The organism is Thermosynechococcus vestitus BP-1 (assembly GCF_000011345.1).
GTDB classification, from domain to species: Bacteria; Cyanobacteriota; Cyanobacteriia; order Thermosynechococcales; family Thermosynechococcaceae; genus Thermosynechococcus; species Thermosynechococcus vestitus.
In genome coordinates, this window is record NC_004113.1 from 586,196 (window position 1) to 611,404 (window position 25,209).

The following is a 25,209-nucleotide window of genomic DNA, read 5'->3' on the forward strand; positions in this document are numbered from 1 at the left end:
AGGGAGCCGCTATGCAAGAGGGATTATACATTGTCCTCATCAGTATTCATGGTTTGATTCGGGGCGATCGCCTTGAACTGGGGCGAGATGCCGATACAGGAGGACAAACGCGCTATGTGGTCGAACTGGCAAAAACCCTTGCAGCTCATCCCCGTGTGGCACAAGTGGATTTGGTCACTCGTCTGATTCCCGATGCCAAGGTCAGTCCCGACTATGCCCAGCCCATTGAGCGAATTGGCGATCGCGCCCGCATTGTTCGTCTTGCCTGTGGCCCTCGCCGCTATTTGCGCAAAGAAGTGCTTTGGCCCTATCTAGATGTCTTTGCTGATGAACTGTTACGCTATCTCCGCCAAAGTGGGCGCATGCCCGATGTGATCCACAGCCACTATGCCGATGCGGGTTATGTGGGCTGCCGTGTGGCTGGCTGGTTGGGGGTTCCCCTTGTTCATACGGGGCATTCCCTCGGACGGGTCAAGCGACAGCGACTCCTGGCCCAAGGCAGTAAACCCGATGCCATTGAAGAGCAGTTTCACTTGACAACTCGCATCGAAGCCGAGGAGCAAACCCTTGCCAGTGCGGCACTGATTATTGCGAGTACCCACCAGGAAGTCGAAGAGCAGTATCGCCTCTACGATCAATACGACCCAGCACGGATGGCCGTGATTCCGCCGGGGGTAGATACCAGCCGCTTCTACCCCGCCCCTGTTCCAGCGGATTTACCGTTTCGCCAGGAATTGCGTCGCTTTTTGGTGGAACCAGAAAAGCCCTTTATCTTTTGCCTCTCTCGACCGGTACCGCGTAAGAATGTGGCTGCCCTGCTCAATGTCTATGGCAGCGATCGCTTTTTGCAGGCGCGAGCGAATCTCGTTTTAGTTCTCGGCAATCGCACCGATATTAGCAAGATGGAGGCCAGCCCTCGCCAAGTCTTGATGGAACTCTTTTTGCTGGTGGATCGCTATGATCTCTATGGCAAAGTCGCCTATCCGAAAACCCACAGGAGCGATGAAGTCCCCGATCTGTACCGTTTAGCCGCGCAGCAACGGGGGGTTTTTATCAATCCTGCGCTGACCGAACCCTTTGGCCTGACGCTCATTGAAGCGGCTGCCTGTGGATTGCCGATTTTGGCCACGGCGGATGGCGGGCCCCAGGAGATTATCCGCCACTGTCGCAATGGTTTGCTCTTTGATGCCCTTGATCTAGAAGCAATTCGCAGCGCTCTGCATCAAGCCTTTCAAAGCGATAGTCAGTGGCAGACTTGGGCAGACAATGGCCTTAAGGGGGTACAGGCCCACTACTCTTGGCACAGTCATGTGGAGATGTATTTGCAAGCCCTGGATCAACTGGCGGAAAAATCCGTGTTGCCGGTGTTGAGTGTGCAACGGCAACCGCTTCAGTGCCAGACTCATCCACTGCCAACCACCCTGACACGGAACCGCCTGCTGACCCTCGAACGGCTGTTGATTAGTGATATTGACCATACCTTGATTGGCGATCGCGCCGCCCTTGAGCGACTATTAACCCTTCTCCAACGCCGTCCCGAAATGGGTTTTGGGGTGGCAACGGGGCGTCACCTAGAAATGACCCTAGAGGTGCTCCATGAATGGGGCGTGCCCATCCCCGATGTTTTAATTACGTCCGTGGGCAGTGAAATTTACTATGGCCCTCACCTCGTTCCCGATACCAGTTGGCAGCAGCACATTAGCTATCGCTGGGAACCGCAGCGGGTCCGCGACACCCTTGCTGATGTGGCCGGCCTAAGGTTGCAACCCCCTGAGAATCAACGCTCCCACAAAATTAGCTACAACGTTGACACCACCGTTCTCCCCAGCATTACACCGGTGTTGCGTCTGCTGCGGCAGCAGAAACTCCATTGTCGGCCTATTTTCTCTCACAATCAGTTCTTAGATATTCTGCCCCTGCGTGCCTCGAAAGGCGACGCCCTGCGCTATCTTGCCCTGAAGTGGGGCTATCCGCTGCAAAAACTATTGGTGGCTGGGGATTCTGGCAATGATGAGCAAATGCTGACAGGGAATACCCTTGCTGTTGTTGTGGGCAATCACAGTCCGGAATTGGAAAAGTTGCGCGATCGCCCCCACATTTACTTTGCCAAGGGTCACTATGCCCAAGGAATTCTCGAAGCCATTGAGCACTACGGCTTCTAAGCAGCCATCCCGTCAGATTCCCTGGGGGGCAGAGGGGCACTAGAGGTGACTCAACACTTGGCTGACCACTTCTGGGCTCACGGAAATACTGTCAAGGCCCAAGTCAATTAACCAGGGCAGCCAATGGGGATAGCGGGCGGGGGCTTCCCCACAAAGACTACAGCCTAAATGATGCCCTTTGGCTCCTTGAATCAGTTGGGCGATCGCCCCCCTAACGGCAGGATGGTCTTCATTGAATTCGGGTAGTGCCGTTTCGCGATCAATGCCCAAGAGTAGTTGGGTGAGATCATTGGTGCCAATTGTGATTCCCGCAACGCCAAGATGGGCTAGATCAGCCAGCAAAAATAGAATAGCCGGCACCTCCGCCATCACCCACAATTCCACACCCGCATTGAGGGTAAAGCCATGCTCGGCCAGTGCTTGTTGACAGTAGGTTACTTCACGGACACTGCGCACAAAGGGCAGAACAATGCGTAAAGGGCAGGTTTCTAAACGGTGGGCGATCGCCAGCGCCGACAGCTCTAAGTGAAATAGTTCCGGACAATGGGAATAGCGACTCACCCCCCGCAGCCCCCAATCTGTTTCCGGTTCAAAGCGATGCCCCCCCAAGAGTTGCCGATAATCTGCTGGCCGTAAATCCAAGGTGCGGTAAAAGAGGGGACGGGGGGCGATCGCCCGCATAAATTCACACAGGTGCTGCACCCAGCGATCGCGCAACTCCTCAGCTTCCCCCTGCTCCAACCAATGACAGGGATGGCGATGCTCCAAAAAAGCCAGTAACATCAGCTCTGAGCGCAACAGGCCAATGCCATCACAGGGGAGCGATCGCAATAGCCGTAGGGCACTGACTTGACTCACATTGACCATGACCTGCAGGGGCAATTGCTTAACCGCCGGGGGTGAGGGCGTTTGCGGAGGGGGAGTAGCCAGCAGCGGCAATGGCTCTGGGGGCAGTTGATAGATCGCTCCCCGGTGACCATCAAGAAACAGCGTCATTCCCGAACGAATCTGCTGTGTGGCATTGGCCACCCCCACCACCGCCGGCCGGCCCAATTCCCGTGCCAGAATTGCCCCATGGCTCGTTAGCCCTCCCTGCTCACAAATCACACCAACGGCAGCATTCACGAGGGGCAACCAGTGGGGAGGAATACTTTTGGTCACCAAAATCCGTCCAGCCACAGCAGCCGGGGCACAGGGGTCGGTGACCACAATGGCAGGGGCGATCGCCTGCCCTCCAGCAGCGGGAATTCCTTTTGCAAGTAGAGTATGCTCTACCGCCGGCGGCAAGGGGGCAACCGGCAGAGGCTCCGGCAAACACTGTCCCCACCAAACCTGTGTCTGGCTGCGATGCCAAAGCCAGAGATGGGACAGTGCCCCGCGACAGGCCTGCTGCAGGCGCTGCTCCTCGGCGGGCGTCAGCTCAATTCCCCTTGGGGGCAGGGGAATGCCTTGATGGGGTAGAGCCACACCGCTGGCGATCGCCTTCAACCTTGACTCCCTCCCTGTCCACCAGCCTGAAGCAACAATGGTACTGAGGGGGTAAAGCAAGATCAGCGCCTTGAGCTGACAAAAATCCCATCCCTGCTGCCAATAGGTATAGAGATTCTTGGCTTGAACAAGGGCAGCAAAGGCAGCTTCGATCTCCTGATGACATAGGGGCAAACTGGGATCATTTAAGACTGTGCCACGACCCAGCCCCCAAGGTAAGTCCACAGCACCCTGCCAAAGATAGGTGGTGAGAACCAGATGACAGTCGCCCCCCTGTTGTTGCCAAAAGCGATGACACTCAGCAAAAACGGTTTCTAACTCTCCCCCATCCAAGGGCGGTAATTGATGGGTCATCTCCAAAGCCAGTGCCTTGAAATCCGCCGCAGTGGGCGGTCGCTCCTGCCAGCGATCGCAGGCTGCTTGCCACAGGGGAATGACGCCAGAGCGCAACTGTTGCCAGACACTGGTAGAAACCAACCACACAGGATGAGGCGGTGGCAAGACTGTTTGCGTCTTTTGCAGGGCAGCCAACGTTGGGGCAAGAGCTTCTGCTGGGTACTGCTGTAGGGGTTCCAGAAGGAGTGATGTCACAAACGCATTTCCTTAATCGTCTCCTTAATCGTCCTTAGGGGGCTGGGAGCCGACGATCCTACCTAGGGAGATACCTAGGGAGAACTGCCTTCCGTTGACTGACGGCGGCGAATGTTGAGGACATCAGTGATTTTTCTAATTTGCACCAAGAGCCGATCCAACTGCTTGGCATTCACGATATCAATACACAAATCAATCGTTGCCGTGCCCGTCGGATGCGTGTGGACATTGGCTCGCCGCACATTAATTTGATGATCGGTTAAACGGGTCAAAATATCCTTAAGAATACCGACGCGATCAATTACCTCAATTTGCACATCCACAGGGTAGGTTTGGGGACGGTGTTGATTGACTTTGGTATTCCAACTAACCGGAATCAGGCGATCGCTCGACACCGACTCTAGGCTGCTACAGCCCTGACGATGAATAGAAATACCCCGACTGCCCAGCGTCACCACGCCAATAATCGGCTCATCGGGCACAGGACAACAACAGCCAGCAATGTGATACACCAAGCCCTCCACCCCTAGAATCGGAGAATCACTGGGTTTTGTGGTCGCTGGTACCCGGTTAACAGGAGCAGATTCCGAAGGCAGTTCCGGTGGAGTTGCCTCTGGACGTGCCAGGGTCATGGCCCGCAGCCGATTTACCACTAAATTCAGCGTAATTTCACCATAGCCCAGGGCGGCCACGAGGTCATCCACGCTTTGGTAGTTGCTGCGCTCTGCCACCTGCTGCATTTGCGGTGACTTCAGGAGGGCTTCCAAACCGGCTTTACCCAGTTCTTTCTCTAGTAATTCCCGTCCCCGTTGCAGATTTTCATCGCGGCGCGATCGCTTGTACCACTGCCGAATACGATTGCGGGCCGTTGTTGTTTTAACAAAGTTCAACCAATCCAAACTGGGGTGAGCTGTTTTTTGAGTGAGCACTTCGACAATGTCGCCATTGCGCAGGGGGGTATCTAAGGGCACCATCCGACCATTCACCCGTGCCCCAGCACAGTGATTCCCGACATCGGTGTGAATACGGTAGGCAAAGTCAAGGGGAGTTGCCCCCTGCGGCAGGGCAAGGACATCCCCCTGGGGCGTAAAAACATAGACCTCCTTATCAAAGAGATCATCGCGAATGCTGTCAAGATATTCCTGGGCATCCTTGAGGTCATTTTGCCAATCCAGCAGTTGCCGTAGCCACGTAAATTTTTGATCTTGGACACTCCACTGCTGCGGCAAGGAGTGACCCGTTTCTTTGTACTTCCAGTGGGCAGCAATTCCATACTCAGAGACATGGTGCATCGCCAAGGTGCGAATTTGTACCTCCAAGGGGCGGCCACCAAGACCAATCACGACGGTGTGCAGCGATTGATACTGGTTGGGTTTGGGTAGGCTAATGTAGTCCTTGAACCGCCCCGGCACCGAAAGAAAACAGTCATGGACAACCGCCAGGGCACGGTAGCACTCATCCTTTGTGGCCACAAGGATGCGAATGCCCGCTATATCATAGATTTCATGGAATTCTTTCTGCTGCCGCATCATTTTTTGGTAGATGCTGTAGAGGTGCTTGGGACGGCCACTAATTTCTAGGTAGCCAAAGCCCATCCCCGATAACCGCTCCTGAAGAATTTGAATTGCCTGCTGCAGTTGGGCCTCGCGATTGGCGCGCTTTTCGGCCACCAATTCTTGAATGCGGCGGTAGGCCTCTGGCTCCAGGTACTTAAAGGCCAAATCCTCGAGTTCCCACTTGATCCGCCAAATCCCCAAGCGGTTGGCCAGGGGAGCAAAGACATCACGGGTTTCTTGGGCAATAGCACGGCGGCGATCTTCCGGCAGATACTCAAGGGTGCGCATATTATGCAGGCGATCGGCCAGCTTGACGACGATGACACGAATATCCTGGGCCATCGCCAAAAACATGCGCCGGAAACTTTCCGCTTGCCGCTCCGTTTTACTAGAGAAGTTAAACTTCGAGAGCTTGGTGACCCCCTCCACCAGTTGCCGCACCTCAGCTCCAAAATTGGCTGCTAGCTCCTCTGCGGTAACAGCAGTATCCTCAATCACATCGTGGAGCAACCCCGCCGCCAAGAGGGCTGGCCCACCCCCTAAATCCCGCAAAATACTGGCCACTGCCACAGGATGGGCAATGTAGGGTTCCCCTGAGGCCCGCCGCTGTCCTTGGTGCAAGTCATAGGCAAATTGAAACGCTCGACAGACCAAATCATCCCCATTCTCAGGATTTGGATTTTGCAGGCACGTCGCTAACCAATTGGGTAATTCAATATCCGTCGGCAAGCTAGGTGCAAAAGCGTTCATGGCGGCAGGCGATCGGGAAAGCAGCACAGTGAATTCGAGTATGTATATTCTAATTCAATTTCATCCCCTGCGCGGGGGTTCACTAGAGCGCCAACGCTTCTTGCTCTCCTAATTTTTGGAGTCACGGGTTGATAAGTTCCTGATCTTCCCTAACATGGCAACTAAGCCCGTGAATCCCTCAGAGAAAGACAAGAACTATGGGAACCCCACTGACACCAATGACTCGGCATTACATCCTACGTTTGCTCAATCAAGGCAGCGATCCATTGGCGTGGCTAGAGCAGAATTTGGCAAAAGCAGCGCAGCATCAGGAGCAGGATATTCTTTCTCGCCTTGAATCTTTAGCTCCTTCAGAATTGGCAGCAGTGGAAATGATTGTGCGGCTGCACCGCTCCCTCAGTCGCACCGCTGCGGGGAATCTCGATGCCTCTGTGCAGCTAAAAAGTCTAGAACAAAAACTATTCCATATCTTGGGGGTGACACCACCACCAGAGGGTGCTCCCTCTGGGATGACCGCCGCTTCTGCTGCTCAGGCGCCGCTGCAACTGGCTCAGTTACTGGGGCACTTGAATCGCGTTAGCAAAGTAGCTCAAAAGTATCTAGGCAGCAGAATTGTTGCCAATTACTGGCGAGCCTCACGCCCCCCTAGTAGCTGGTGTGCTGATTTCCTTGTCAGCGATGACGGTTCCATTACCTACCACGGTCCTCTACCGCCTCAGGAGGTTTTGGTCAACTCAAGCCAACAGCAGCAATTGGAAACGTGGTTAGTGAGTTTTGTCGATCAATGTCACCGCATTCTCCCCCTCTTCAGACAGGATCTGCAAAAGGCAAGGCTTTCGGATTCTTCCCTAGGACCTGATGCAGAGATTACTGCTGTTGCAGATAAGCGCTAGCCCCCAGTGTTTGCAGTTTTTGATTCTTGGCGCTCACGGTGGCTGCTAATTCTTGACGATAGGCAATCACTTGCTCCAGCAAGGTTGGATCATGACTGGCCAACAGTTGGACGGCCAATAGACCTGCATTTTGGGCATTGCCAATGGCAACCGTTGCGACAGGAATCCCAGCCGGCATCTGCACAATTGAGTAGAGGGAGTCCACCCCCTGCAAATGGCGGCTCGGCACGGGGACGCCAATCACGGGTAGGGGGGTCAGGGAAGCTATCATGCCCGGCAAGTGAGCAGCACCGCCGGCACCGGCAATAATGACTTTTAGGCCCCGCTGATGGGCATGCTGAGCAAATTCTGCCATTGCCAGGGGAGTGCGGTGAGCTGAGAGGATAGCGACTTCATGGGGAATGCGAAAGCGTTCACAGATGGCGATCGCCCCCTGCATGGTGGGCAAATCGGAATCACTGCCCATGACAATGGCAACCAGTGGTGTCTCTGACATTCCGCTACTCCCTCCGCAAACGGTGCAACCTGATCCTACAGCCCTTTCCCCAGGAGCAAGATATTATTTCTCTATGGTTACTGCTGCTGCGATTAAGGAGTTTGCCCATCAGTTGGGGTTCCATCGGGTGGGGATTGTGGATTTGCGCACCTATACTGATGACCATCCTTCTGGGGTAGCTGCCCTACAACGTTGGTTAGCCCAAGGCTTCCAAGGGGAGATGGCGTGGATGGCGAACCCGCGGCGACAGAAGATTCAAGCTGTCCTACCGGGAGCAAAATCGGTGATTTCTGTTGCCCTCAATTACTATCAGCCCGATCCACAGCCGCCTCCGAAGGTGAAAATTGCCCGCTATGCCTGGGGGCGAGATTACCACCGGGTCTTGGGAAAACGCTTGCAAGTACTGGGGCAATGGCTTCAGTCCCAGGTACCTGAGATGGATTACCGCTGGTATGTGGATACAGGCCCTGTGCAGGACAAAGTTTGGGCAGAGCAAGCTGGAATTGGTTGGATTGGCAAGCACAGTAATGTCATTTCGCGGCAGTATGGTTCCTGGATTCTCTTGGGAGAATTAATCACCACCTTGGAGTTAACGGGCGATCGCCCCCACACCAACCACTGCGGCACCTGTACCCGTTGCTTGGCCGCCTGTCCCACCGGTGCCATCGTCGAACCCTATGTGGTGGATGCCAACCGCTGCATTGCCTACCACACGATCGAAAGCCGTGCCCCCGAACTCCCCGCCGCCATTGCTGCTCACTTAGAGGGCTGGGTTGCCGGCTGCGACATTTGTCAAGAGGTGTGCCCGTGGAATCAACGCTTTGCTCAACCTACGGATGTGGAGGACTTTGCGGCGCGATCGCCCCTCTTGCAGACTTCCCTAGAGGAACTGGCGACCCTCAGCGATGCCGCATGGGATGAACTGACCCGTGGTTCTGCCCTACGGCGAATTAAATCAGCCCAATGGCGGCGTAATGCCCAAGCGGTGCTGTCGAGCAATCCGTATGATTAAAAATCTCGTATGATTAAAAGTGATTGAACGCGGAGGCTCACCTATGGTTCGACGACGCTCCACCCCTTGGATTCATCGTTGGTCGCGGTGGTTAATTGGCGGGGTTGCCCTTGCTGGCATGATGGTAACTGCCTACCTGACGATCACTAAGATCACTAATGCAGAGGTAGCCTGCCCCACATCGGGCTGCGATGTGGTCCTCAATAGCCCTTGGGCAACTGTGTTTGGCCTCCCCCTCTCCCTGATTGGGTTTGTTGCCTACACGGGGATGCTGTCCTTGGCGGCCTTGCCCCTGTTGTTGAACCAGCCGCAGCAAAAAGAACTCCGCCGCACTGCTGAAAACACCACTTGGCTTTTGCTCTTTCTTGGGGCAACGGCCATGGCCAGCTTCAGCAGTTATCTAATGTATATCTTGTTCACAGAGATTAAGGCCACTTGTCCCTATTGCATTGCCTCCGCCATCTTTAGCTTGACATTTTTGATCTTGACAATTCTTGGTCGGGAATGGAGCGATCGCGGTCAACTCTTTTTTAACGGTGTCATTGTTGCTGTGATTACCTTGGTGGGGGTATTTGGCATTTACAACAGCCGCATGGCCAACCCTGACGGCCCCGGCATCCCCATTGTCAATACCTCAGGTGCTGCGGAAGTTGCCCTCGCTCGCCATCTCACCCAAGTGGGAGCGGTCATGTATGGTGCCTATTGGTGTAGCCACTGTCACGCTCAAAAGGAACTCTTTGGCAAGCAAGCGGTACGAGAACTCAACTATGTGGAATGTGACCCCAATGGTGCCAATCCCCAAGTGGAACGCTGCCGCGCTAAGGGAATTCAGGCCTATCCCACATGGGAAATTAATGATCAACTTTATTCCGGCACGCGATCGCTGAGTGAACTGAGCCGGCTCAGTAACTATAAGGGTCCAATGAACTTTAAGAACGAATAGGGACAGCAGATCTCGGTGATAGAATAAAGCCAACCAAGCACTATGACGGTTTTCTATGCTCTCTACTGAGACCGTTGCCGAACCCCCGGAGACTGCTGGTGTCCTACCAGCCGCAGTTGCCAACATTTTAGTGATTGAAGATGAAGATCTGATTCGGGAAACCGTTGTTCTGGCTTTGCAGGAGGAAGGCTACCATACCCTTGTGGCCAGCGATGGCTATGAAGCCCTCAATCTCATTCATACCTATCTGTTGAGGGAGACTTCTCCTGAACAGGGAGAGGTGTGTTTGATCATCCTAGATGTCATGCTACCGGGCATCAATGGCTTGGATCTGTGCCGACTAATTCGCCGTCAAGGCTGCACAGTTCCCATCCTCATGATCAGCGCCAAAGGCAGTGAAATTGATCGAGTGGTTGGCCTTGAAATTGGTGCCGATGACTACTTGGCTAAGCCCTTTGGCATGCGGGAGATGCTGGCCCGCTGCCGCGCCCTCTTGCGGCGGACACGAATTCAACAGGCTACCCTACCACCGGTTCTGCGCTTTCGCGATCTGTGTCTTTATCCCCAAGAATGCCGCGCCACCCTGCGGGGCGAGGAGCTCAATCTCTCCCCCAAAGAATACAAACTGCTCGAGCTGTTTATGCGTCACCCCCGCCGTGTGTGGCCACGGGAGCAGTTATTGGATCAGGTGTGGGGTCCTGACTTTGTTGGCGACAGCAAAACGGTTGATGTCCACATCCGCTGGCTGCGGGAGAAAATTGAAACCGACCCCAGTCATCCCCAGTACATTCTTACGGTGCGGGGTTTTGGCTATCGCTTTGGTTGAGGATCAGTAAAACCATTGCCATCAACATTGCCGGTAAAAGGAGTAGCAAGGCAATCACACCAAAACTTGGCGGCAAGGGATAGAGGGGTGCAGCAAATTTAATCCCTAGGGAAATAAGGAGCGACACCAGCAACACCACGGATAACCACAGCAGTTCTGAGGGCCAAGGTACCATGTTATTTCTCCGTCCCTAGGGCAGTTTCAAGGGCAGTGGCCATGATGGCAGTGGGGGCGGGTTGGCCAAGCCAGTACTCCAAGGCTGCCGCTCCTTGATGGAGAAGCATGGCAAGGCCGTCGAAGGTTTGCAGTCCCCGTGCCATCGCCAATTGCAAAAGCAGGGTGGGGCGAGGCTTGTAGATGAGGTCATAGACAATGGCAGTGGCGGGTAATTTTGCCAAGTCTTCGGCTGTTAGGGGGGTGGCGCCCGTATGGGGACTCATACCAATGGGAGTGGTATTGACCACAAGGCTGATTTTTGCCAAACAGGTGGCTCGCTCTGACCATAAAAGGGGATGGAGGGTGATCTGTGGCCAACTGGCAACAAAGGCCCCTAGCCGTTCCCTTTGGCGACCACTGATATAGATCTGCCGGCAGCCCAAGTCATAACAGGCGGTGACCACGGCTCGCGCCGCACCGCCATAGCCCAAGACTAAAACAGCAATTTCCGACCAGAGGCAGGATTGTTGCCGCAGGGGTGCCAAGAAGCCATGCACATCGGTATTAGTACCCACCCATCCTTTTTCACTGCGATAGACGGTGTTGACTGCTCCCACCTGCTGGGCGAGGTCGCTGACATCCGCTAAATAGGGAAGAATGGTTTCCTTGTGGGGAATGGTGACATTAAAGCCAACGACGTTCAGGGCCTCTAGGCCAGCGATCGCCACCCCCAACTGCTGTGGCTTGACCCAAAAGGGCACATAGACATAGTTCAACCCCAAATACTCCAGCGCGGCATTGTGCATTGCCGGTGAGAGGGTGTGTTCAATCGGGTCACCAATGACTCCCAGAAGCTGGGTTTGGCCAGAGATCTTCGGCATCCACCCCTAGACCGCCTCGTGATCTTTTTCACTGGTACGAATGCGAATGACCTGCTCTACGGGGGTGACGAAAATCTTACCGTCGCCAATTTCGCCTGTGCGGGCAGCTTCAATAATTTTCGCCACGACCATGTCCACTTGATTGTCTTCGACAACAATCTCAACTTTTAACTTTTGTAAAAACTCCACCGTGTATTCCGAGCCACGATACCGTTCCGTTTGCCCCTTTTGCCGCCCAAAGCCGCGCACTTCGGAGACGGTCATGCCGACAATACCTGCATTGACAAGGGCGATCTTAACTTCATCGAGTTTGAAGGGACGAATAATGGCTTCTACCTTTTTCAATGTCAAACTCCTTCGTGATGGCAACAGGCTAATCTTTATTTAGCATTGGCAAAAGAGTATAGCGTGTAGCAATAGCTACATTATCTCTGATCGGCGAGCGATCGCCCAAGGGGAGGGTCTGGCGTCAACTCGACAAAATAAGGTCTAATAGGGAAGGTGATTGGGAGGGGATCAACCATGGGCTGGCAGCGACCCGATGGCCGTCAACCACAGGAATTGCGATCGCACCAGTTTCAGCGGCACTTTACCCAATTTGCCTTAGGATCGGTGCTCGCCCAAGCGGGGCAAACTCAAGTGCTGTGCACCGTCAGTTTCAAAGAGGGGGTACCCAAGTTTTTAGAAGGCACGGGCCAAGGCTGGCTCACCGCAGAGTACCGTATGCTGCCAAGTGCAACCCGGCCACGCCAAGAGCGAGAATTCCTCAAACTCTCTGGGCGCACCCAAGAAATTCAGCGCCTCATTGGTCGCAGTTTACGCTCCGCGGTGGACTTATCCTTGCTGGGGGAGTGCACACTCATTGTGGATGCCGATGTGCTTCAAGCCGATGCAGGCACGCGATCGCTGGCGATTACGGGTGGCTACATTGCCCTTGTGGATGCCCTTAGTGCCCTTCTTCAGCAGGGGGTCCTCCGCAAATCTCCCCTGCGTCATCAAGTGGCGGCAGTCTCCGTGGGTCTGATTGATGATGAACCCTATCTGGATTTGAGCTACGCTGAGGATGTGGCGGCCAGTGTAGACTTCAATGTGGTGATGACAGGCAGTGGTCAATTCATTGAGGTTCAGGGCACAGCGGAGATGGGTTCCTTCGACCGGGGAACCCTCGATCGCCTTCTCGATGTCGCCCGCCAAGGTATTCAAGAACTCATTGAGATTCAACAGCGTGTCTTAGCCCCAAGCCATGAGTGAGCAGGCCATCTACCTCGGACACATCGTCAAGTCCAACGCCCACTGCGATTATGTAGCACAACTGGTGGATCGCTTGGATGTGCCCCACCCCCCCGCCCCAGAAGACTATGGCTTTGGTCGTTTTGTCAAGCTTGAGGATGAGCAGCGCCACTGGGCGGTCGGGGTCATTTATAACTCTCAACTGTTGAATCCCCAGTTCCATCAGCTCAGCCCTCGCCTCACCAGCAGTGCCGACACCTTTCTCAGTCCCGATTTAGTCAGTGAAACCCGCACACTCCTCTGGATTGCCCTGATTGGTCATTTGGTTACTGGGGCGGGGGGAACCTACGGCCAGCAGGGGATGCCCACTCTTGTGGTGCCCGTCAATACACCCGTGTGGCAATTGACGACTGCGGAGGTGCTGGCCTTTCATCGCAATGCCGAAGGTCAAGCCCAGTTTCGCTACTATGCCCATTTGTTACGCTCAACGGGGAACTATGCAGCACCGCTGTTAGCCCAAATTCTCGAAACCATTACACCCCTGTTCACGGGTACTGAGCAGCGATCGCTCGAAATTATCAGCAAAGAGTTGGCTTGGCGGCACACCTTGGGCAGCCTCCGCTAAAACTGGAGGCAGAAATTGGGCTTTTGCAAATCAACTTCATGAAGTTCCTATGCAGGGGTGACAAATCGAGGATTTTTCTGCTAAGGTCATTAAGTGTGTGAGGAGCGAACCAGTTAAGGGCACCGAGACGAAACACGGCCAGTCGTCGGTGCTCTTTCTGATTTTAAGGCTATGCTGGCGCGGGTTTGGAGTGCTGCTGTTGTAGGAATTGACGCAATTCCCGTCGGCGTCGAAGTGGATGTTTCCGGCGGCCTACCGAGGACGGTGGTGGTGGGTCTGCCGGATGCTGGCGTTCAAGAGGCACGGGAGCGCGTTAGGGCGGCCATTCGTAACGCTGGTTTTAGCTTCCCAATGGGGCAAATTCTCGTCAATCTCACCCCCGCCGATTTACGCAAAGAAGGCCCCAGCTTTGATCTCCCCATTAGTATTGGCATCTTGGCCGCTTCAGGACAGGTGGCAACGGATTTACTCGGCGACCATCTTTTTCTCGGGGAACTGTCCCTCGATGGGACTTTGCAACCCGTGGCAGGGGTACTGGCGATCGCCCTGGCAGCCCAGGCCCAAGGCATCACCGGCCTCGTGGTGCCCACAGCCAATGCCACGGAAGCAGCCCTCGTGGGGGGGCTAAAGGTCTATGGTTGCCACACTCTCGCTGAAGTTGTAGCCTTTTTGCATGACCCTAGCTCGCGATCGCCGGCTACCCCCTCCCCCTGTTGGGCTGCCGCTGCCTCACCGCAATTTACCGTTGATCTCAAGGATGTTAAGGGGCAGTATCAGGCCCGGCGTGCCCTAGAAATTGCCGCCGCCGGTGGGCACAATTTGATCTTTGTCGGGCCACCGGGGAGTGGCAAAACAATGTTGGCGCGGCGGTTACCAACAATCTTGCCCCCCTTGACCTTTGCAGAAGCCCTTGAAGTCACGAAAATTCATTCCGTTGCTGGCTTGCTCAAAGAACGAGGGCAATTGCTCCAGGAGCCCCCCTTTCGTAGTCCTCACCATTCTGCCTCCGGTGCTGCCCTGGTGGGGGGTGGCAGTTATCCGCGGCCCGGGGAAATCTCCCTGGCCCATCGGGGGGTGCTCTTTCTCGATGAATTGACGGAATTCAAGCGGGATGTCTTGGAGCTGCTGCGGCAGCCCCTTGAGGATGGCCAAGTCAGCATTGCGCGCGCCCGCCAATCGGTGGTTTTTCCGGCTCAATTTACCCTAGTGGCCAGTACAAATCCCTGCCCCTGTGGCTACTATGGTGATCCAGTGCAACCCTGTACCTGCTCACCGCGCCAGCGACAGCAGTATTGGGCAAAGCTCTCTGGCCCCCTGTTGGATCGCATTGATTTACAAGTGAGTGTCAGCCGCCTCAAACCAGAGGAAATGACCCGCCAACCCCTAGGGGAAGATTCAGCCACAGTGCGGCAGCGAGTTTTGGCAGCGCGATCGCGAGCACAACAGCGGTTTGCCGAGGAGCCCAATGTGCACTGCAATGCCCAAATGCAAAGTCACCATCTGCGCCAGTGGTGTTCCTTGGATGACGCTTCGATCCATCTCCTAGAGAGGGCGATCGCCCAACTGGGGCTATCGGCGCGAGCCACAGACCGTATCCTAAAAGTAGCCCGTACCATTGCTGATCTGGCCGACTGTGAAACAATTACCTCTGCCCATGTGGCGGAAGCCATTCAATACCGCACAATTGACCGTCTGCAATAGACGCGGCTGGTTTGCACTCCTGCTGGGTTTCCTAGCCCTAGTGCTCATCGGTTGCACAACAGCGACCCAATCCGAGCAGCCAATTGAACTGATGTTCTGGCATGGGGTCAACCCACCCCCTAACCGTGTCGTACTCCAGCGCCTTGTGGATCGCTTCAATGCCCGCCATCCCCAGATTCATGTCCAAGCCCTCTACGTTGGCCAACCCGACCAGCAGTTGCCGAAAATTCTAGCAGCAGTCGTGGGCAATGCCGCCCCAGATCTGCTCTGGTATAACCCCACGATCACGGGACAATTTGTTGAGCTGGGGGCCCTGCGTCCCCTGGATGACTGGTGGCAAGCTTCCCCCTACCGTGACCAAGTCAGTCCTGCCCTGATACCAACCATGCGCTACGGTAACCATTACTGGTCAATTCCCTTTGCCACCAACAACCTTGGAATTTTTTATCGTCCGAGTTTATTCGCTGCTGCTGGCATTAAAACACTACCCAGCACATGGCAAGAACTAGAGCAGGTGAGCCAAACCCTAAAGGCCCAGGGCATCACCCCACTGCTCCTTCCCCTTGGCCAGGGAGAATTTGCCGTCTTTAGTTGGTTGCCCTTCTTTTGGAGTGCCGGGGGCAGTCTCGGAGAAACCCCAGAAACCGCCCACATTGACACACCAGCCGCGATGGCCGCCCTTGAGTTTTGGCAACGCCTGCGACAGCGGGGCCTAGCGATACTCTCCGCTCCGGAACGGGGCTATGAACTGGATCAATTTATCCGTGGTGAGGTGGCGATGCAGATTACAGGGCCTTGGACCCTGGGGCAATTACAACAGTCGGGGGTGGATTTTGGCGTCCTCCCCATGCCTGCCCTCAAGACCCCTGCCACCGCCCTGGGGGGCGAAAATCTCTTTGTCTTTCGCTCAACGCCCCAACGGGAAGAGGCAGCTCTAGCCTTCTTGAACTACGTTCTCAGTGAAGAATTTCAAACGGAGTGGGCTTTGGGCACAGGGTATTTACCCATCAATGAACGGGTGCGTACCAACGATCGCTATCGAGCCTTTGTGGCACAGCAACCTGCCCTCCGTGTCTTTTTGGATCAGATGGCAGCGGCTCAAGCACGCCCCAACTTTCGTGGCTATGCCCGCTTTTCCCAAACCCTTGGGCGAGCGCTCGAAAGCGTTCTCCTGGGAAAATCAACCCCGAAAGCCGCCGTCACAACTGCAGAGCAACGTTGGCAACTGATGCGCCCGCGTTAGAAAAGACTGCTCGCCGCCTTGACCATATTGGCTGGATTAAAGGCATCCATGGCAGCCGTGGCCTCATAACCACAGTGCACCATGCAGTCACGGCACTTGGGATTGCCACTTTTGTGGCCATACTTATCCCAATCGGTATTTTCAATCAGTTCCTGCCAAGTCTTGTAGTGTCCCTCATTGAGGAGATAGCAGGGTTTCTGCCAACCGAGCACACTATAGCTGGGCATGCCCCAAGGGGTACATTCGTAGTCCTTTTCACCCACAAGGAAATCAAGGAACAGGGGATTGTGGTTGAAATTCCACTTCTTCTGACCTGCACGGTAGGGGGCAAGAATTTCACGGAAGAGGGCACGGGTTTGCTCCCGCTTGAGGAAGTGCTCCTGATCCGGTGCCCATTCGTAGGCATAGCCGGGGGAGATCATCATGCCGTCTACCCCCAGGGAACTGACAAAATCAAAGAATTCCTGGATTTCCTTGGGATCCACCCCTTCAAAAATCGTCGTGTTGGTGGTAACACGGAAGCCCTTGGCCTTAGCCGCTTTGATTGCTTTTACAGCCGTGTCAAAGACCCCTTTACGAGCCACGCATTTGTCGTGCCACTCCCGCAGACCATCGAGGTGAACGCTGAAGCTAAAGTAGGGGGAGGGCTTGAACTTATGGAGATTTTCCTCTAGGAGAATACCATTGGTACACAAGTAAACAAACTTCCGCCGCGCCACCAAGCCACTGACAATTTCATCAATTTGTGGGTGCAGCAGGGGTTCCCCGCCGGGAATGGCGACAATTGGCGCACCACATTCCTCAACCGCCCGGAAGCACTCCTCCGGGGTGAGATATTTGCGCAGGACTTCAAGGGGATGCTGAATTTTACCGCAACCCGAACAGGCCAGATTACAGCGAAAGAGAGGCTCAAGCATCAAGGTGAGGGGAAAGCGCTTTTTGCCCTGTAGGCGTTGTGAGATGATATAGGTTGCGACTTCCACTGCCTGCTTGATGTGGACTCCCATGGGCAATTCTCCTGAATGTGGCTAATTTTCTAGCCAAAACGCTTAATAACAGATGCCTATAGTTGTAGCAGCTTTGTGGGCGATCGCCAAAGTGTCCTATCAGGTTTGCAAAGTGGCACACTCTGCTTGTGCTCAAAAGGGTTAGGGGCAGCGAGGGTGAAAATCTTTGCAAGATTCCCTAGCCAATCTTGACAGAGACCCCTATAATCAGGGAACATTAAAAGTACTGTAGAAAATCCCTTTTGCTTAACCTCTATAGCTTAAGAGACCCAAGGTTAAGCATAGACCTTTGTAAAGGCTGGCATGGGGTGACATCTTTCCTTTCTGCAGATCGTGCAGAATTTTTTAGGTATCACCACAGCTGCATTTTGCGTTCCAATGCCAACCCGCCTCTACAGGAACCTTTTTCCCAACCATCTTAAAGCCAAACTTGCACACGTCCCTTACAGGGGCAAGAGTGGCTAAGCACTGTGCGAGATGCCTTTAGCCAATTCATGCTGACGTTTATTTTGTTAAGAAATTCTAAGGATCATGGATGCCTAAGCAAATTATTATTGCCGAGGAACATCGGCTAGCGGCAGTCTTTGCCGAAGATCAAATCCAAGAATTAATCGTAGCCACGGGAACCCATCAGGTGGGGGACATCTACCTTGGCGTTGTTGAAAATGTCCTGCCGGGCATTGATGCTGCTTTTGTTAACTTGGGGGATGCCTCCCGCAATGGCTTCATCCATGTCAGTGACCTTGGCCCATTGCGCCTGAAGCGAACTGCTGGGGCAATCACAGAATTGCTGGCACCACAGCAAAAAGTACTGGTTCAGGTGATGAAGGAACCCACGGGCACTAAGGGGCCGCGGCTGACAGGAAATATATCGTTGCCCGGACGCTATCTTGTGCTGATGCCCTACGGTCGGGGGGTGAATCTATCGCGACGGATTACCAATGAGGCGGAACGGCATCGGCTACGCGCCTTGGGTATTTTGGTCAAGCCCGCTGGCATGGGACTACTGGTGCGCACAGAGGCCGAGGGGGTCTCCGAAGAGGCCATTCTTGAAGATCTTGAACTCCTGCAACGGCAGTGGGAAACGATTCAACAGCAAGCGGCCGCCAGCCGTCCGCCCCAGCTTTTGGGGCGGGATGATGACTTTATCCAAAAAGTGCTGCGGGATGTCTATAGCAGCGATGTCAACCGCATTGTGGTGGATACTCCAGATGGGGTCAAACGGGTCAAACAGCACCTGAAAAATTGGAATGTCAATAGACCGGTGGGGGTTCTCATTGACTATCACCAAGAACCCATTCCCATTTTGGATTACTTCCGGGTGAATGCTGCTATCCGTGAAGCCCTTAAACCCCGTGTGGATTTGCCCTCCGGTGGCTATATCATCATTCAACCGACAGAGGCATTGACGGTCATTGATGTTAACTCCGGTTCTTTCACCAGCTCAGCCACCTCCCGGGAAACAGTACTGTGGACGAACTGCGAAGCGGCTACGGAAATTGCTCGCCAACTGCGACTGCGTAATATTGCTGGCGTGATCATTGTTGATTTTATTGACATGGATTCCCGCCGCGATCAGTTGCTACTGCTGGAGCACTTTAGTAAAGCCCTGCGGGCGGATAAAGCCCGTCCCCAAATTGCTCAACTGTCTGAACTGGGGCTGGTGGAGCTGACCCGCAAACGCCAAGGGCAAAATATCTATGAACTCTTTGGTCGTCCCTGTAGTGCCTGCGGTGGCTTGGGTCACTTGGTGCATTTACCCGGTGAACCGGAGGATAGCCCCGGCGAAATTGTTGAGCGATCGCCGATACCGCGTCCACCAGAACCACGCCGCAGTTTAGAACCTCGCACTGAGCCCAACGGCTTTGCCAGTAGCAGCCTTGAAACCCAACTCATTAACCACCCTGACTATCAAGCGGTGGGGGGTATTCGCCCGCGTTCTTCCCGCAGTAGTCATCCCCCAACCCCACGCAGCCCTCGCCGTACCCCTGAAAATGGCAATGGCCGCAAGGTGGTTACCACACCGCCAGAAGCAGCCCCGCCGCCAGTGGTTAAAGTGGAGAGCCGGCCGGTGCGCCCTGCCCGTCCGAGCCGCTCTGAACCGGCGGAAGTGATTACCGTAACAATGACGGATCAAGAGCAGGCGGTCTATGCGGAGATGGGGATTTCCCCCTTGGTTCTCTATGGTGAGGAGGTGAAAAATCCGCGGGGAACAATTGTTATGGTGGCACGCCCCGGCCAAGACCCCCTGCCCCTACCCCAGAAAACAGGGCGGCCGGTTAGTGAGGGAGGACCAGAGGAGGCCCCAGAGACTGCTGATGAGCTGCCCTCCCCTGAGGTGAGCACGATGAATGTGGAGCCAATTCCTGCCACTGGGCTGCTCAATACCAGTGAGTCACTCAAGACCAGTGAGCCAGAAGTGACTACTGAGGCTGAATCTGTGGGCGAAGCATCTACCCCAGAGGCCTCTGTGCCCATAGGTCGGCGGCGGCGGCGACGGGTGACCAGTAGTGAGCAACTCTCCCTTGATGCCAATGCTTAGGCGCAGTCATGTTGGGGCAACTCCACCCTGACCTCATCCAAGAGTGGCTCGAGGCGGCTGCCACAGAAATTCCCAGGGGGGAACCGCTGCAGCGCCTACCAAAGGTGGGGTCTGAGGCCTTTGCCTTTGCAGTGGTTACACCGGAGCAAGAGTTTACCCTTGGGCGTTCCCGTTTGCGCTTTCCCTTGATGAGTGCGATTAAGCCCTTCTTACTGCTGTATGCCTTGACGCTGTGGCAGGAGCAGGTGTGGACGTGGGTGGGGCAGCGCCCCTCAGATTACCCCTATAACTCGGTATTGCAATTAACCCTCGATCAGGGCTGGCCGCGCAATCCCATGATCAATAGTGGGGCGATCGCCCTCGCTGGCCAGTTGGCTTATGTTGGTGGTGCCACGGCCTTTCAAACTTGGCTTAATGAGTGTGCTGGTACACAATTCGAGGTGGACCAGGAGGTCTTAGGGGCAGTCCATCGCCATCCCAACTGGCAAAATCGCACCCTTGCCCACTTTTTAGTGGAGTCTGGACGCATTGCCGATGCAGAGGTTGCCCTTGAGATCTACAATCAGGTGTGCTGTTTCCAAGGAACCGTTGAGGAAGTGGCTCGCTTGGGTCTCCTCTTAGCACTGCCCCAGGCTAAGGTGAGCGATCGCCATCGTCAGCAGGTGAATGTGCTCATGCTCACCTGTGGCCTCTACGAGGACTCCCCCCGCTATGGCCTCGAAATTGGCTTGCCTATGAAATCGGGTGTCAGTGGTGTGATGTTGGCCATTGTGCCGCGACAGGGGGCGATCGCCTGCTATAGCCCACCCCTCGACAAGAGCGGCAACTCCATTTTGGGTCTATACTTGCTCCAGCGCATCAGCCGTCACCTCGGCCTCAGTCCCTTGGGCTAACTGCACCACCAAGCGGCGATCGGGTTCTTCACCGTGGCTAAAGGTTTCCAGGCGATCGCTCTCTAGCCTAATGAGACTATGAACAACACGCCGCTCTGCTGCTGAAAGGGAGCGAATTTCAACGGGTTTACCAGTGTCGAGGACCCGAGCCGCCACCCGATGGGCAATCTTTTGCAACTGGCGATAACGGGCACGGCGATAGCCCGCCAGTTCCAAGGTAAAAGCCGTTTGCTCCTCCCGCGATCGCCCCAAATTCAACGTCGCATTAAGCAGATATTGCAGCGCATCGAGGGCTTGGGCGTTGTTGGCCAGCAGTGACTCAATTTGCGCCGTACTCAGGGACTGGCGATCGATTTCTAGCCAGTGCCCCGGCACCACACCTGCCAAAGGCGACTCCACCACGGCAACGGTTGTCTTGAAGCCTGCTAAAGCAAGTGCCTGTTCCAGCCATGCACACCCCGCAGCAATTGGATCAGCGGTCATGCCTCCCCTCAACTTGATGGATTACCCTTGGCTTTAGTGGCCTTAGCACCTTTAGCCCCCTTACCCTCAAAGGGAAGAGGAGCACGATTTTTGATGGCTTCAGCCCGTTCCTGCTCCTCCACGAGCTTTTGTAGATTCTCTGGCAGCGGCTCCCGTTGGAGAATAAAGGTTTGCACCGTCTGGAAGATGTTAGCTATGAGCATATAGAGCAGCACCCCGGCCGGCAGCGGGAAAAAGAGAAACATCCCGGAAAAGATGATCGGTGTTAATTGATTAACCGTTTGCTGCTGCGGGTTGTTACTGCTGCCTTGGCCAGAGAGCAACTGGTTGACGTAGAGACTGACGCCAAAGCCAAGGATCATGACGAGAATATCCCAGTGGATTGCGCCCCAATTAAACTGGCGAGCACCATCGGGTAGGGTGATGAAGAGTTCCCCTTGATCAATCACACCCACATGACCAAGGGCAGAGATAAAGAGGAAACCTTTATCAGCAGCAATCCCCGGGATTGTTCCCTGAACTGTTACCTCACCGGGTTGCAGGGCCTGTAGATGACCTTCCCTATCAATGGTGGCCCGCTCTTGACCGCGAATAATTTGCCACTTTGGTTGCAAGTGACTATTGGGATAGGCAGCCACCAGTTCACTAAAGGGTTTGCCCTCCTTGGTTTGGAACTGCAGATCCACCATTTGACCGACTGGAATTCTGGTACCACTGGGAACCACCGCTTGAATCGGGAAGTGTACCCCCTCGTCAACGTAGATATTTTGCGGTTTGGTGGCAAAGGGCTGGGCTAAGACCGGTTGATCCGGGGGAACAATTTGCAGGTTGATCTGGTAATTCACATCGGCAAAGGGTGAGCCGCGCAGCGTTGCAAAGAGGGCAAAGAGAATCGGCAACTGCAATAGCAGCGGGAAGCAGCCCGCCAAGGGATTGCCAAACTCCCTATAGACTTCTGCCATTGCCTTTTGCTGTTCCGCAGGATTGTCCTTGTATTTCTGTTGAATTTCCTGCATCCGTTTTTGCATGATCGGCTGGACAACCTTCATGCGCCGCATATTGCGAATTGACCCGGCACTCAGGGGATAGACGGCAAAGCGCACCACCAGTGTCAGAGCCACAATAGCAAGGCCATAGCTGGGCACAATCCCATAGAAAAAATCAAGGATTGGCAGCATGACATTGTTGGAGAGGAAACCGATACCAAAATCCATGGAATCCTGCAATTAGGGGTGAACAGTTAACAGAACTATCTTAGGTCTTAAGAACCAATCGCGCCACTGACACTTTTGGCAGCGGGACTCAATTTGGTAGAAATGTAGTCGTAAATTTCACGGAAGCGGGGGACAGCGCGCATTTCTAAGCGGCTACCATCTTTGAGGGTGACAACCATATCGCCGTAGGCACCCCAGCCGCGCGGAACGGTGACGACTTTAGTGATTTCGTTATAAATGACATCGGAGCGATCGCGCCCCATCCAGCCGCCAATGACCGTAATCCGGCGATTCGTAATGCGGTACCGCAGCCAGAGAGCACGGACAATGGCACCAACGGTCAGGGGCAGACAGATCACCGTTAGCCCCAAGAGCAAGTTGATTACCAGGTCACCCCAGTGGGGACCGCCTTCGTAGAAAACATCTTCAGAAATTCCCGGCATCGTCAGTACCCCTGCTTTGGCCATTAACTGCGTCAATTCAGTGCGACAGTCCTCGTCACTCACGTGCAGTGCCGCCTGGCGCACTACCACAATCATATCCCACCCTGCCGCCATCTGCGGTAGGAGGGGGCGAATCACCCGCCGCCATTGCCGCTTCAAACGGTTGCGATCAACGGCTCGCTTACTGACCTTTTTACTGACCACAATCGCCAGCCGTGGGGCTTCCCTGGAGGATTGGGGCGCCAGCCAAAGAACGGCCAGTTTGCCGTGGTGGGCAGTTTTGTGTTGATAGACGCGGTCAAAATCATGGCGATCGCGCAGGCGATGTTGACGCGGCAACACTAGACGGTAAGCCGTGCCCGTCCTTTACGCCGCCGTGCCTTAATGACGTTTTGACCCGATTTGGTACGCATGCGCGCGCGGAACCCAGAGGTGCGTTTACGTTTGCGGACAGTGCCGCCCAGTGTACGTTGCGTCATGGCTGTTGCAGTTATGATGGTTGATTAGAAAAGAACACTGCCCCAGAGGGCACGCCCTAGTCAGTCGTTAGAGCGATCTACAATCGTACCACTTCCCCTGAGGCAGCGGTAGTCCTGTGGACCTATTGCTGTCTTCGTCCTGTTGCCTATCATTGCTCACATCCTACGGACGAGGTTTGCGTGATTAGCTCTGCCGAAGATCTCTGGCACCAAATTTTGGAGCGGTTGCAACTGTTGCTCAGTCGCCCGACCTTCGAAACTTGGATTAAGACGGCAACGGTGCAGTCCTTTGATGGCCAGACCCTCACCATTTGCACCCCCAATCCCTTTGCCCGCAATTGGCTGCAAAAGTACTATTTGAAAACCATTGCCGATGTCGCACGGGAAATTGTTGGCAAGCCCGTGGAGATTGAGCTGGCGATCGCCCAAGGGGCAGAGCACGATACCAGCATTCGCCCCACCAGTCGTGGGGAAGTAGAGGCCACCCCCCCTGCGGCTCGCCATCGCGGCAGTGAACTGAATCCCAAGTATGTCTTTTCGCGCTATGTTGTTGGCCCCAATAACCGCATGGCCCATGCCGCCTGCTTGGCGGTGGCAGAATCACCAGGGCGGGAGTTTAATCCCCTCTTTCTCTGTGGCGGTGTTGGCTTGGGCAAGACCCATCTTATGCAGGCGATCGGTCACTATCGCTTAGAAATTGACCCCAATGCCAAGATTTTCTACGTCTCCACCGAGCAGTTTACGAATGATTTGATTGCTGCCATCCGCAAAGACAGTATGCAGAGCTTTCGCGAGCACTATCGGGCGGTGGATGTGATGCTCGTGGACGACATTCAATTTATTGAGGGCAAGGAATACACCCAAGAGGAGTTTTTCCACACCTTCAACACCCTGCACGAAGCTGGTAAGCAGGTGGTCTTGGCCAGCGATCGCCCCCCCAGTCAAATTCCCCGCCTGCAGGAGCGCCTGTGCTCCCGCTTTTCCATGGGGCTTATTGCCGATATTCAACCCCCGGACCTGGAAACCCGCATGGCCATTCTCCAGAAAAAGGCAGAGTACGAGAATATCCGCCTGCCGCGGGAGGTGATTGAGTATATTGCCGCCAGCTACACCTCCAACATCCGGGAACTAGAGGGGGCACTGATTCGAGCGGTGGCCTACATTTCCATTTCTGGGTTGCCGATGACCGTGGAAAACATTGCCCCCGTCCTGAGTCCGACAGTGCGCAAAATTGAGACCTCCCCAGAGATTATCCTGAAGGTGGTCTCTGAAGCCCTAAACGTCCCCATCAGTGATCTCAAGGGCAACTCCCGCCGCCGCGAAATTAGCATGGCCCGTCAGGTGGGGATGTATCTGATGCGCCAATACACGGGCCTGAGTCTGCCGAAAATTGGTGAAGAGTTTGGCGGCAAAGATCACACCACCGTCATGTATAGCTGCGACAAGGTGGCTGAACTACAACGGACCGACCCAGAAATGGGCAGCCTGCTCCGGCAACTCAGCGATCGCATTAATTTAGCCAGCCGTTCCACAGAGCCATAGTGCCTAGAGCCTTCCTATGTCAAGTTGACATCCTCCCCCCGCTAAAGCAGGGG

The 25,209-nt window shown here is 54.8% G+C and carries 23 protein-coding genes and 1 pseudogene; 12 read left to right on the forward strand and 12 right to left on the reverse strand.

Features of this window, described 5'->3' with window-relative positions; all coding sequences use genetic code 11:
- Positions 1-11: 11 nt before the first annotated feature.
- Entirely contained in the window at positions 12-2,162 is a 2,151-nt protein-coding gene (locus TLL_RS02960) for an HAD-IIB family hydrolase (protein ID WP_011056430.1), read from the forward strand.
- A 39-nt stretch (positions 2,163-2,201) separates the two neighbouring features.
- Here the strand turns inward: TLL_RS02960 and TLL_RS02965 are convergent, their stop codons facing one another.
- Both TLL_RS02965 and TLL_RS02970 read right to left on the reverse strand, forming a co-directional pair.
- Positions 2,202-4,241, reverse strand: a complete 2,040-nt coding sequence (locus TLL_RS02965; protein ID WP_011056431.1) for a putative PEP-binding protein — start codon at positions 4,239-4,241, stop codon at positions 2,202-2,204.
- 74 nt (positions 4,242-4,315) lie between these two features.
- Entirely contained in the window at positions 4,316-6,547 is a 2,232-nt protein-coding gene (locus TLL_RS02970) for a RelA/SpoT family protein (RefSeq protein ID WP_164920718.1), read from the reverse strand.
- 218 nt (positions 6,548-6,765) lie between these two features.
- On the opposite strand from TLL_RS02970, the gene TLL_RS02975 reads away from it, so the two are divergent.
- Positions 6,766-7,440 carry a hypothetical protein gene (locus TLL_RS02975; RefSeq protein ID WP_164920719.1) on the forward strand — a complete coding sequence of 225 codons (675 nt, stop codon included), beginning with the start codon at positions 6,766-6,768 and terminating at the stop codon, positions 7,438-7,440.
- Here the strand turns inward: TLL_RS02975 and purE are convergent.
- Positions 7,415-7,936, reverse strand: a complete 522-nt coding sequence (purE, locus tag TLL_RS02980) for a 5-(carboxyamino)imidazole ribonucleotide mutase (protein WP_011056434.1) — start codon at positions 7,934-7,936, stop codon at positions 7,415-7,417. The genes TLL_RS02975 and purE overlap by 26 nt on opposite strands.
- 73 nt (positions 7,937-8,009) lie before the next feature.
- Here purE and queG point away from each other — a divergent pair, with 73 nt between their 5' ends.
- From queG to TLL_RS02995, 3 genes are read left to right on the forward strand one after another with little or no spacing between them, the layout of a single operon-like run.
- Positions 8,010-8,948 carry a tRNA epoxyqueuosine(34) reductase QueG gene (queG, locus tag TLL_RS02985; RefSeq protein WP_164920720.1) on the forward strand — a complete coding sequence of 313 codons (939 nt, stop codon included), beginning with the start codon at positions 8,010-8,012 and terminating at the stop codon, positions 8,946-8,948.
- Positions 8,949-8,991: 43 nt separating this feature from the next.
- On the forward strand, positions 8,992-9,891 hold the full coding sequence (locus TLL_RS02990) for a vitamin K epoxide reductase family protein (protein ID WP_164920721.1): 900 nt from the start codon (positions 8,992-8,994) through the stop codon (positions 9,889-9,891).
- A gap of 55 nt (positions 9,892-9,946) precedes the next feature.
- Complete coding sequence (locus tag TLL_RS02995) at positions 9,947-10,717, forward strand: response regulator transcription factor (protein ID WP_011056437.1); 771 nt, start codon at positions 9,947-9,949, stop codon at positions 10,715-10,717.
- Here the strand turns inward: TLL_RS02995 and TLL_RS03000 are convergent.
- From TLL_RS03000 to TLL_RS03010, 3 genes are read right to left on the reverse strand one after another with little or no spacing between them, the layout of a single operon-like run.
- Positions 10,683-10,892: a hypothetical protein gene (locus TLL_RS03000; RefSeq protein WP_164920722.1), complete on the reverse strand. Its 210-nt coding sequence runs from the start codon at positions 10,890-10,892 to the stop codon at positions 10,683-10,685. The genes TLL_RS02995 and TLL_RS03000 overlap by 35 nt on opposite strands.
- A 1-nt stretch (position 10,893) precedes the next feature.
- Positions 10,894-11,754, reverse strand: a complete 861-nt coding sequence (locus tag TLL_RS03005; protein ID WP_011056438.1) for a shikimate dehydrogenase — start codon at positions 11,752-11,754, stop codon at positions 10,894-10,896.
- 6 nt (positions 11,755-11,760) lie between these two features.
- The gene (locus TLL_RS03010; protein WP_011056439.1) at positions 11,761-12,099 is read right to left on the reverse strand and encodes a P-II family nitrogen regulator; all 339 of its coding nucleotides are present in this window, start codon (positions 12,097-12,099) and stop codon (positions 11,761-11,763) included.
- A 177-nt stretch (positions 12,100-12,276) separates the two neighbouring features.
- Here TLL_RS03010 and rph point away from each other — a divergent pair, with 177 nt between their 5' ends.
- The 4 genes from rph to TLL_RS03030 all read left to right on the forward strand — a co-directional run bounded on the left by rph (position 12,277) and on the right by TLL_RS03030 (position 16,553).
- A complete protein-coding gene (gene rph, locus TLL_RS03015) occupies positions 12,277-13,005 on the forward strand; it encodes a ribonuclease PH (protein ID WP_164920723.1) in 729 nt (242 codons plus the stop codon).
- A complete protein-coding gene (locus TLL_RS03020; RefSeq protein WP_011056441.1) occupies positions 12,998-13,609 on the forward strand; it encodes a hypothetical protein in 612 nt (203 codons plus the stop codon). The genes rph and TLL_RS03020 overlap by 8 nt, the downstream gene beginning before the upstream one ends.
- Positions 13,610-13,780: 171 nt before the next feature.
- Positions 13,781-15,310 (forward strand): YifB family Mg chelatase-like AAA ATPase, encoded by a 1,530-nt coding sequence (locus tag TLL_RS03025; protein ID WP_011056442.1) that lies wholly within the window; start codon positions 13,781-13,783, stop codon positions 15,308-15,310.
- Complete coding sequence (locus TLL_RS03030) at positions 15,264-16,553, forward strand: ABC transporter substrate-binding protein (RefSeq protein WP_164920724.1); 1,290 nt, start codon at positions 15,264-15,266, stop codon at positions 16,551-16,553. The genes TLL_RS03025 and TLL_RS03030 overlap by 47 nt, the downstream gene beginning before the upstream one ends.
- Here the strand turns inward: TLL_RS03030 and hpnH are convergent.
- A complete protein-coding gene (gene hpnH / locus TLL_RS03035) occupies positions 16,550-17,560 on the reverse strand; it encodes an adenosyl-hopene transferase HpnH (RefSeq protein WP_011056444.1) in 1,011 nt (336 codons plus the stop codon). The two genes, TLL_RS03030 and hpnH, sit on opposite strands and share 4 nt — an antisense overlap.
- 535 nt (positions 17,561-18,095) lie before the next feature.
- Between hpnH and TLL_RS03040 the strand changes: the two genes are divergently transcribed.
- Both TLL_RS03040 and TLL_RS03045 read left to right on the forward strand, forming a co-directional pair.
- Positions 18,096-20,102, forward strand: coding sequence for an Rne/Rng family ribonuclease (locus TLL_RS03040; protein WP_011056445.1), 2,007 nt, complete (start codon positions 18,096-18,098; stop codon positions 20,100-20,102).
- 8 nt (positions 20,103-20,110) lie between these two features.
- The gene (locus tag TLL_RS03045; RefSeq protein ID WP_011056446.1) at positions 20,111-20,995 is read left to right on the forward strand and encodes a glutaminase; all 885 of its coding nucleotides are present in this window, start codon (positions 20,111-20,113) and stop codon (positions 20,993-20,995) included.
- On the opposite strand, the gene TLL_RS03050 is transcribed toward TLL_RS03045, so the two are convergent.
- From TLL_RS03050 to rpmH, 5 genes and pseudogenes are all read right to left on the reverse strand, one after another.
- Positions 20,942-21,478, reverse strand: coding sequence for a protein jag (locus TLL_RS03050; RefSeq protein ID WP_011056447.1), 537 nt, complete (start codon positions 21,476-21,478; stop codon positions 20,942-20,944). The two genes, TLL_RS03045 and TLL_RS03050, sit on opposite strands and share 54 nt — an antisense overlap.
- A gap of 8 nt (positions 21,479-21,486) precedes the next feature.
- Positions 21,487-22,692, reverse strand: a complete 1,206-nt coding sequence (gene yidC, locus TLL_RS03055; protein WP_011056448.1) for a membrane protein insertase YidC — start codon at positions 22,690-22,692, stop codon at positions 21,487-21,489.
- Between the two features lie 47 nt (positions 22,693-22,739).
- Complete coding sequence (locus TLL_RS13455) at positions 22,740-23,135, reverse strand: PH domain-containing protein (protein WP_231833855.1); 396 nt, start codon at positions 23,133-23,135, stop codon at positions 22,740-22,742.
- Positions 23,136-23,159: 24 nt separating this feature from the next.
- Positions 23,160-23,477, reverse strand: a pseudogene (rnpA, locus tag TLL_RS13460) (ribonuclease P protein component); the annotation flags it as partial.
- Complete coding sequence (gene rpmH / locus TLL_RS03065) at positions 23,477-23,614, reverse strand: 50S ribosomal protein L34 (protein WP_011056450.1); 138 nt, start codon at positions 23,612-23,614, stop codon at positions 23,477-23,479. The pseudogene rnpA and the gene rpmH, both read right to left, overlap by 1 nt.
- A gap of 180 nt (positions 23,615-23,794) precedes the next feature.
- On the opposite strand from rpmH, the gene dnaA reads away from it, so the two are divergent.
- On the forward strand, positions 23,795-25,156 hold the full coding sequence (dnaA, locus tag TLL_RS03070; protein ID WP_011056451.1) for a chromosomal replication initiator protein DnaA: 1,362 nt from the start codon (positions 23,795-23,797) through the stop codon (positions 25,154-25,156).
- The last annotated feature ends 53 nt before the right edge of the window (positions 25,157-25,209 follow it).

Coding starts and splice junctions, on each gene's coding strand:
- rph (WP_164920723.1), top strand. CDS start 12,277: ATGGGCTGGCAGCGACCCGATGGCCGTCAACCACAGGAATTGCGATCG.
- TLL_RS02975 (WP_164920719.1), top strand. CDS start 6,766: ATGACTCGGCATTACATCCTACGTTTGCTCAATCAAGGCAGCGATCCA.
- purE (WP_011056434.1), bottom strand. CDS start 7,936: ATGTCAGAGACACCACTGGTTGCCATTGTCATGGGCAGTGATTCCGAT.
- TLL_RS02960 (WP_011056430.1), top strand. CDS start 12: ATGCAAGAGGGATTATACATTGTCCTCATCAGTATTCATGGTTTGATT.
- TLL_RS02970 (WP_164920718.1), bottom strand. CDS start 6,547: ATGAACGCTTTTGCACCTAGCTTGCCGACGGATATTGAATTACCCAAT.
- TLL_RS03045 (WP_011056446.1), top strand. CDS start 20,111: ATGTTGGGGCAACTCCACCCTGACCTCATCCAAGAGTGGCTCGAGGCG.
- TLL_RS03020 (WP_011056441.1), top strand. CDS start 12,998: ATGAGTGAGCAGGCCATCTACCTCGGACACATCGTCAAGTCCAACGCC.
- TLL_RS03030 (WP_164920724.1), top strand. CDS start 15,264: ATGTGGCGGAAGCCATTCAATACCGCACAATTGACCGTCTGCAATAGA.
- hpnH (WP_011056444.1), bottom strand. CDS start 17,560: ATGGGAGTCCACATCAAGCAGGCAGTGGAAGTCGCAACCTATATCATC.
- TLL_RS03040 (WP_011056445.1), top strand. CDS start 18,096: ATGCCTAAGCAAATTATTATTGCCGAGGAACATCGGCTAGCGGCAGTC.
- yidC (WP_011056448.1), bottom strand. CDS start 22,692: ATGGATTTTGGTATCGGTTTCCTCTCCAACAATGTCATGCTGCCAATC.
- TLL_RS03000 (WP_164920722.1), bottom strand. CDS start 10,892: ATGGTACCTTGGCCCTCAGAACTGCTGTGGTTATCCGTGGTGTTGCTG.
- queG (WP_164920720.1), top strand. CDS start 8,010: ATGGTTACTGCTGCTGCGATTAAGGAGTTTGCCCATCAGTTGGGGTTC.
- TLL_RS13455 (WP_231833855.1), bottom strand. CDS start 23,135: ATGCCGGGAATTTCTGAAGATGTTTTCTACGAAGGCGGTCCCCACTGG.
- TLL_RS03050 (WP_011056447.1), bottom strand. CDS start 21,478: ATGACCGCTGATCCAATTGCTGCGGGGTGTGCATGGCTGGAACAGGCA.
- TLL_RS02995 (WP_011056437.1), top strand. CDS start 9,947: ATGCTCTCTACTGAGACCGTTGCCGAACCCCCGGAGACTGCTGGTGTC.
- TLL_RS03005 (WP_011056438.1), bottom strand. CDS start 11,754: ATGCCGAAGATCTCTGGCCAAACCCAGCTTCTGGGAGTCATTGGTGAC.
- TLL_RS02990 (WP_164920721.1), top strand. CDS start 8,992: ATGGTTCGACGACGCTCCACCCCTTGGATTCATCGTTGGTCGCGGTGG.
- rpmH (WP_011056450.1), bottom strand. CDS start 23,614: ATGACGCAACGTACACTGGGCGGCACTGTCCGCAAACGTAAACGCACC.
- TLL_RS03025 (WP_011056442.1), top strand. CDS start 13,781: ATGCTGGCGCGGGTTTGGAGTGCTGCTGTTGTAGGAATTGACGCAATT.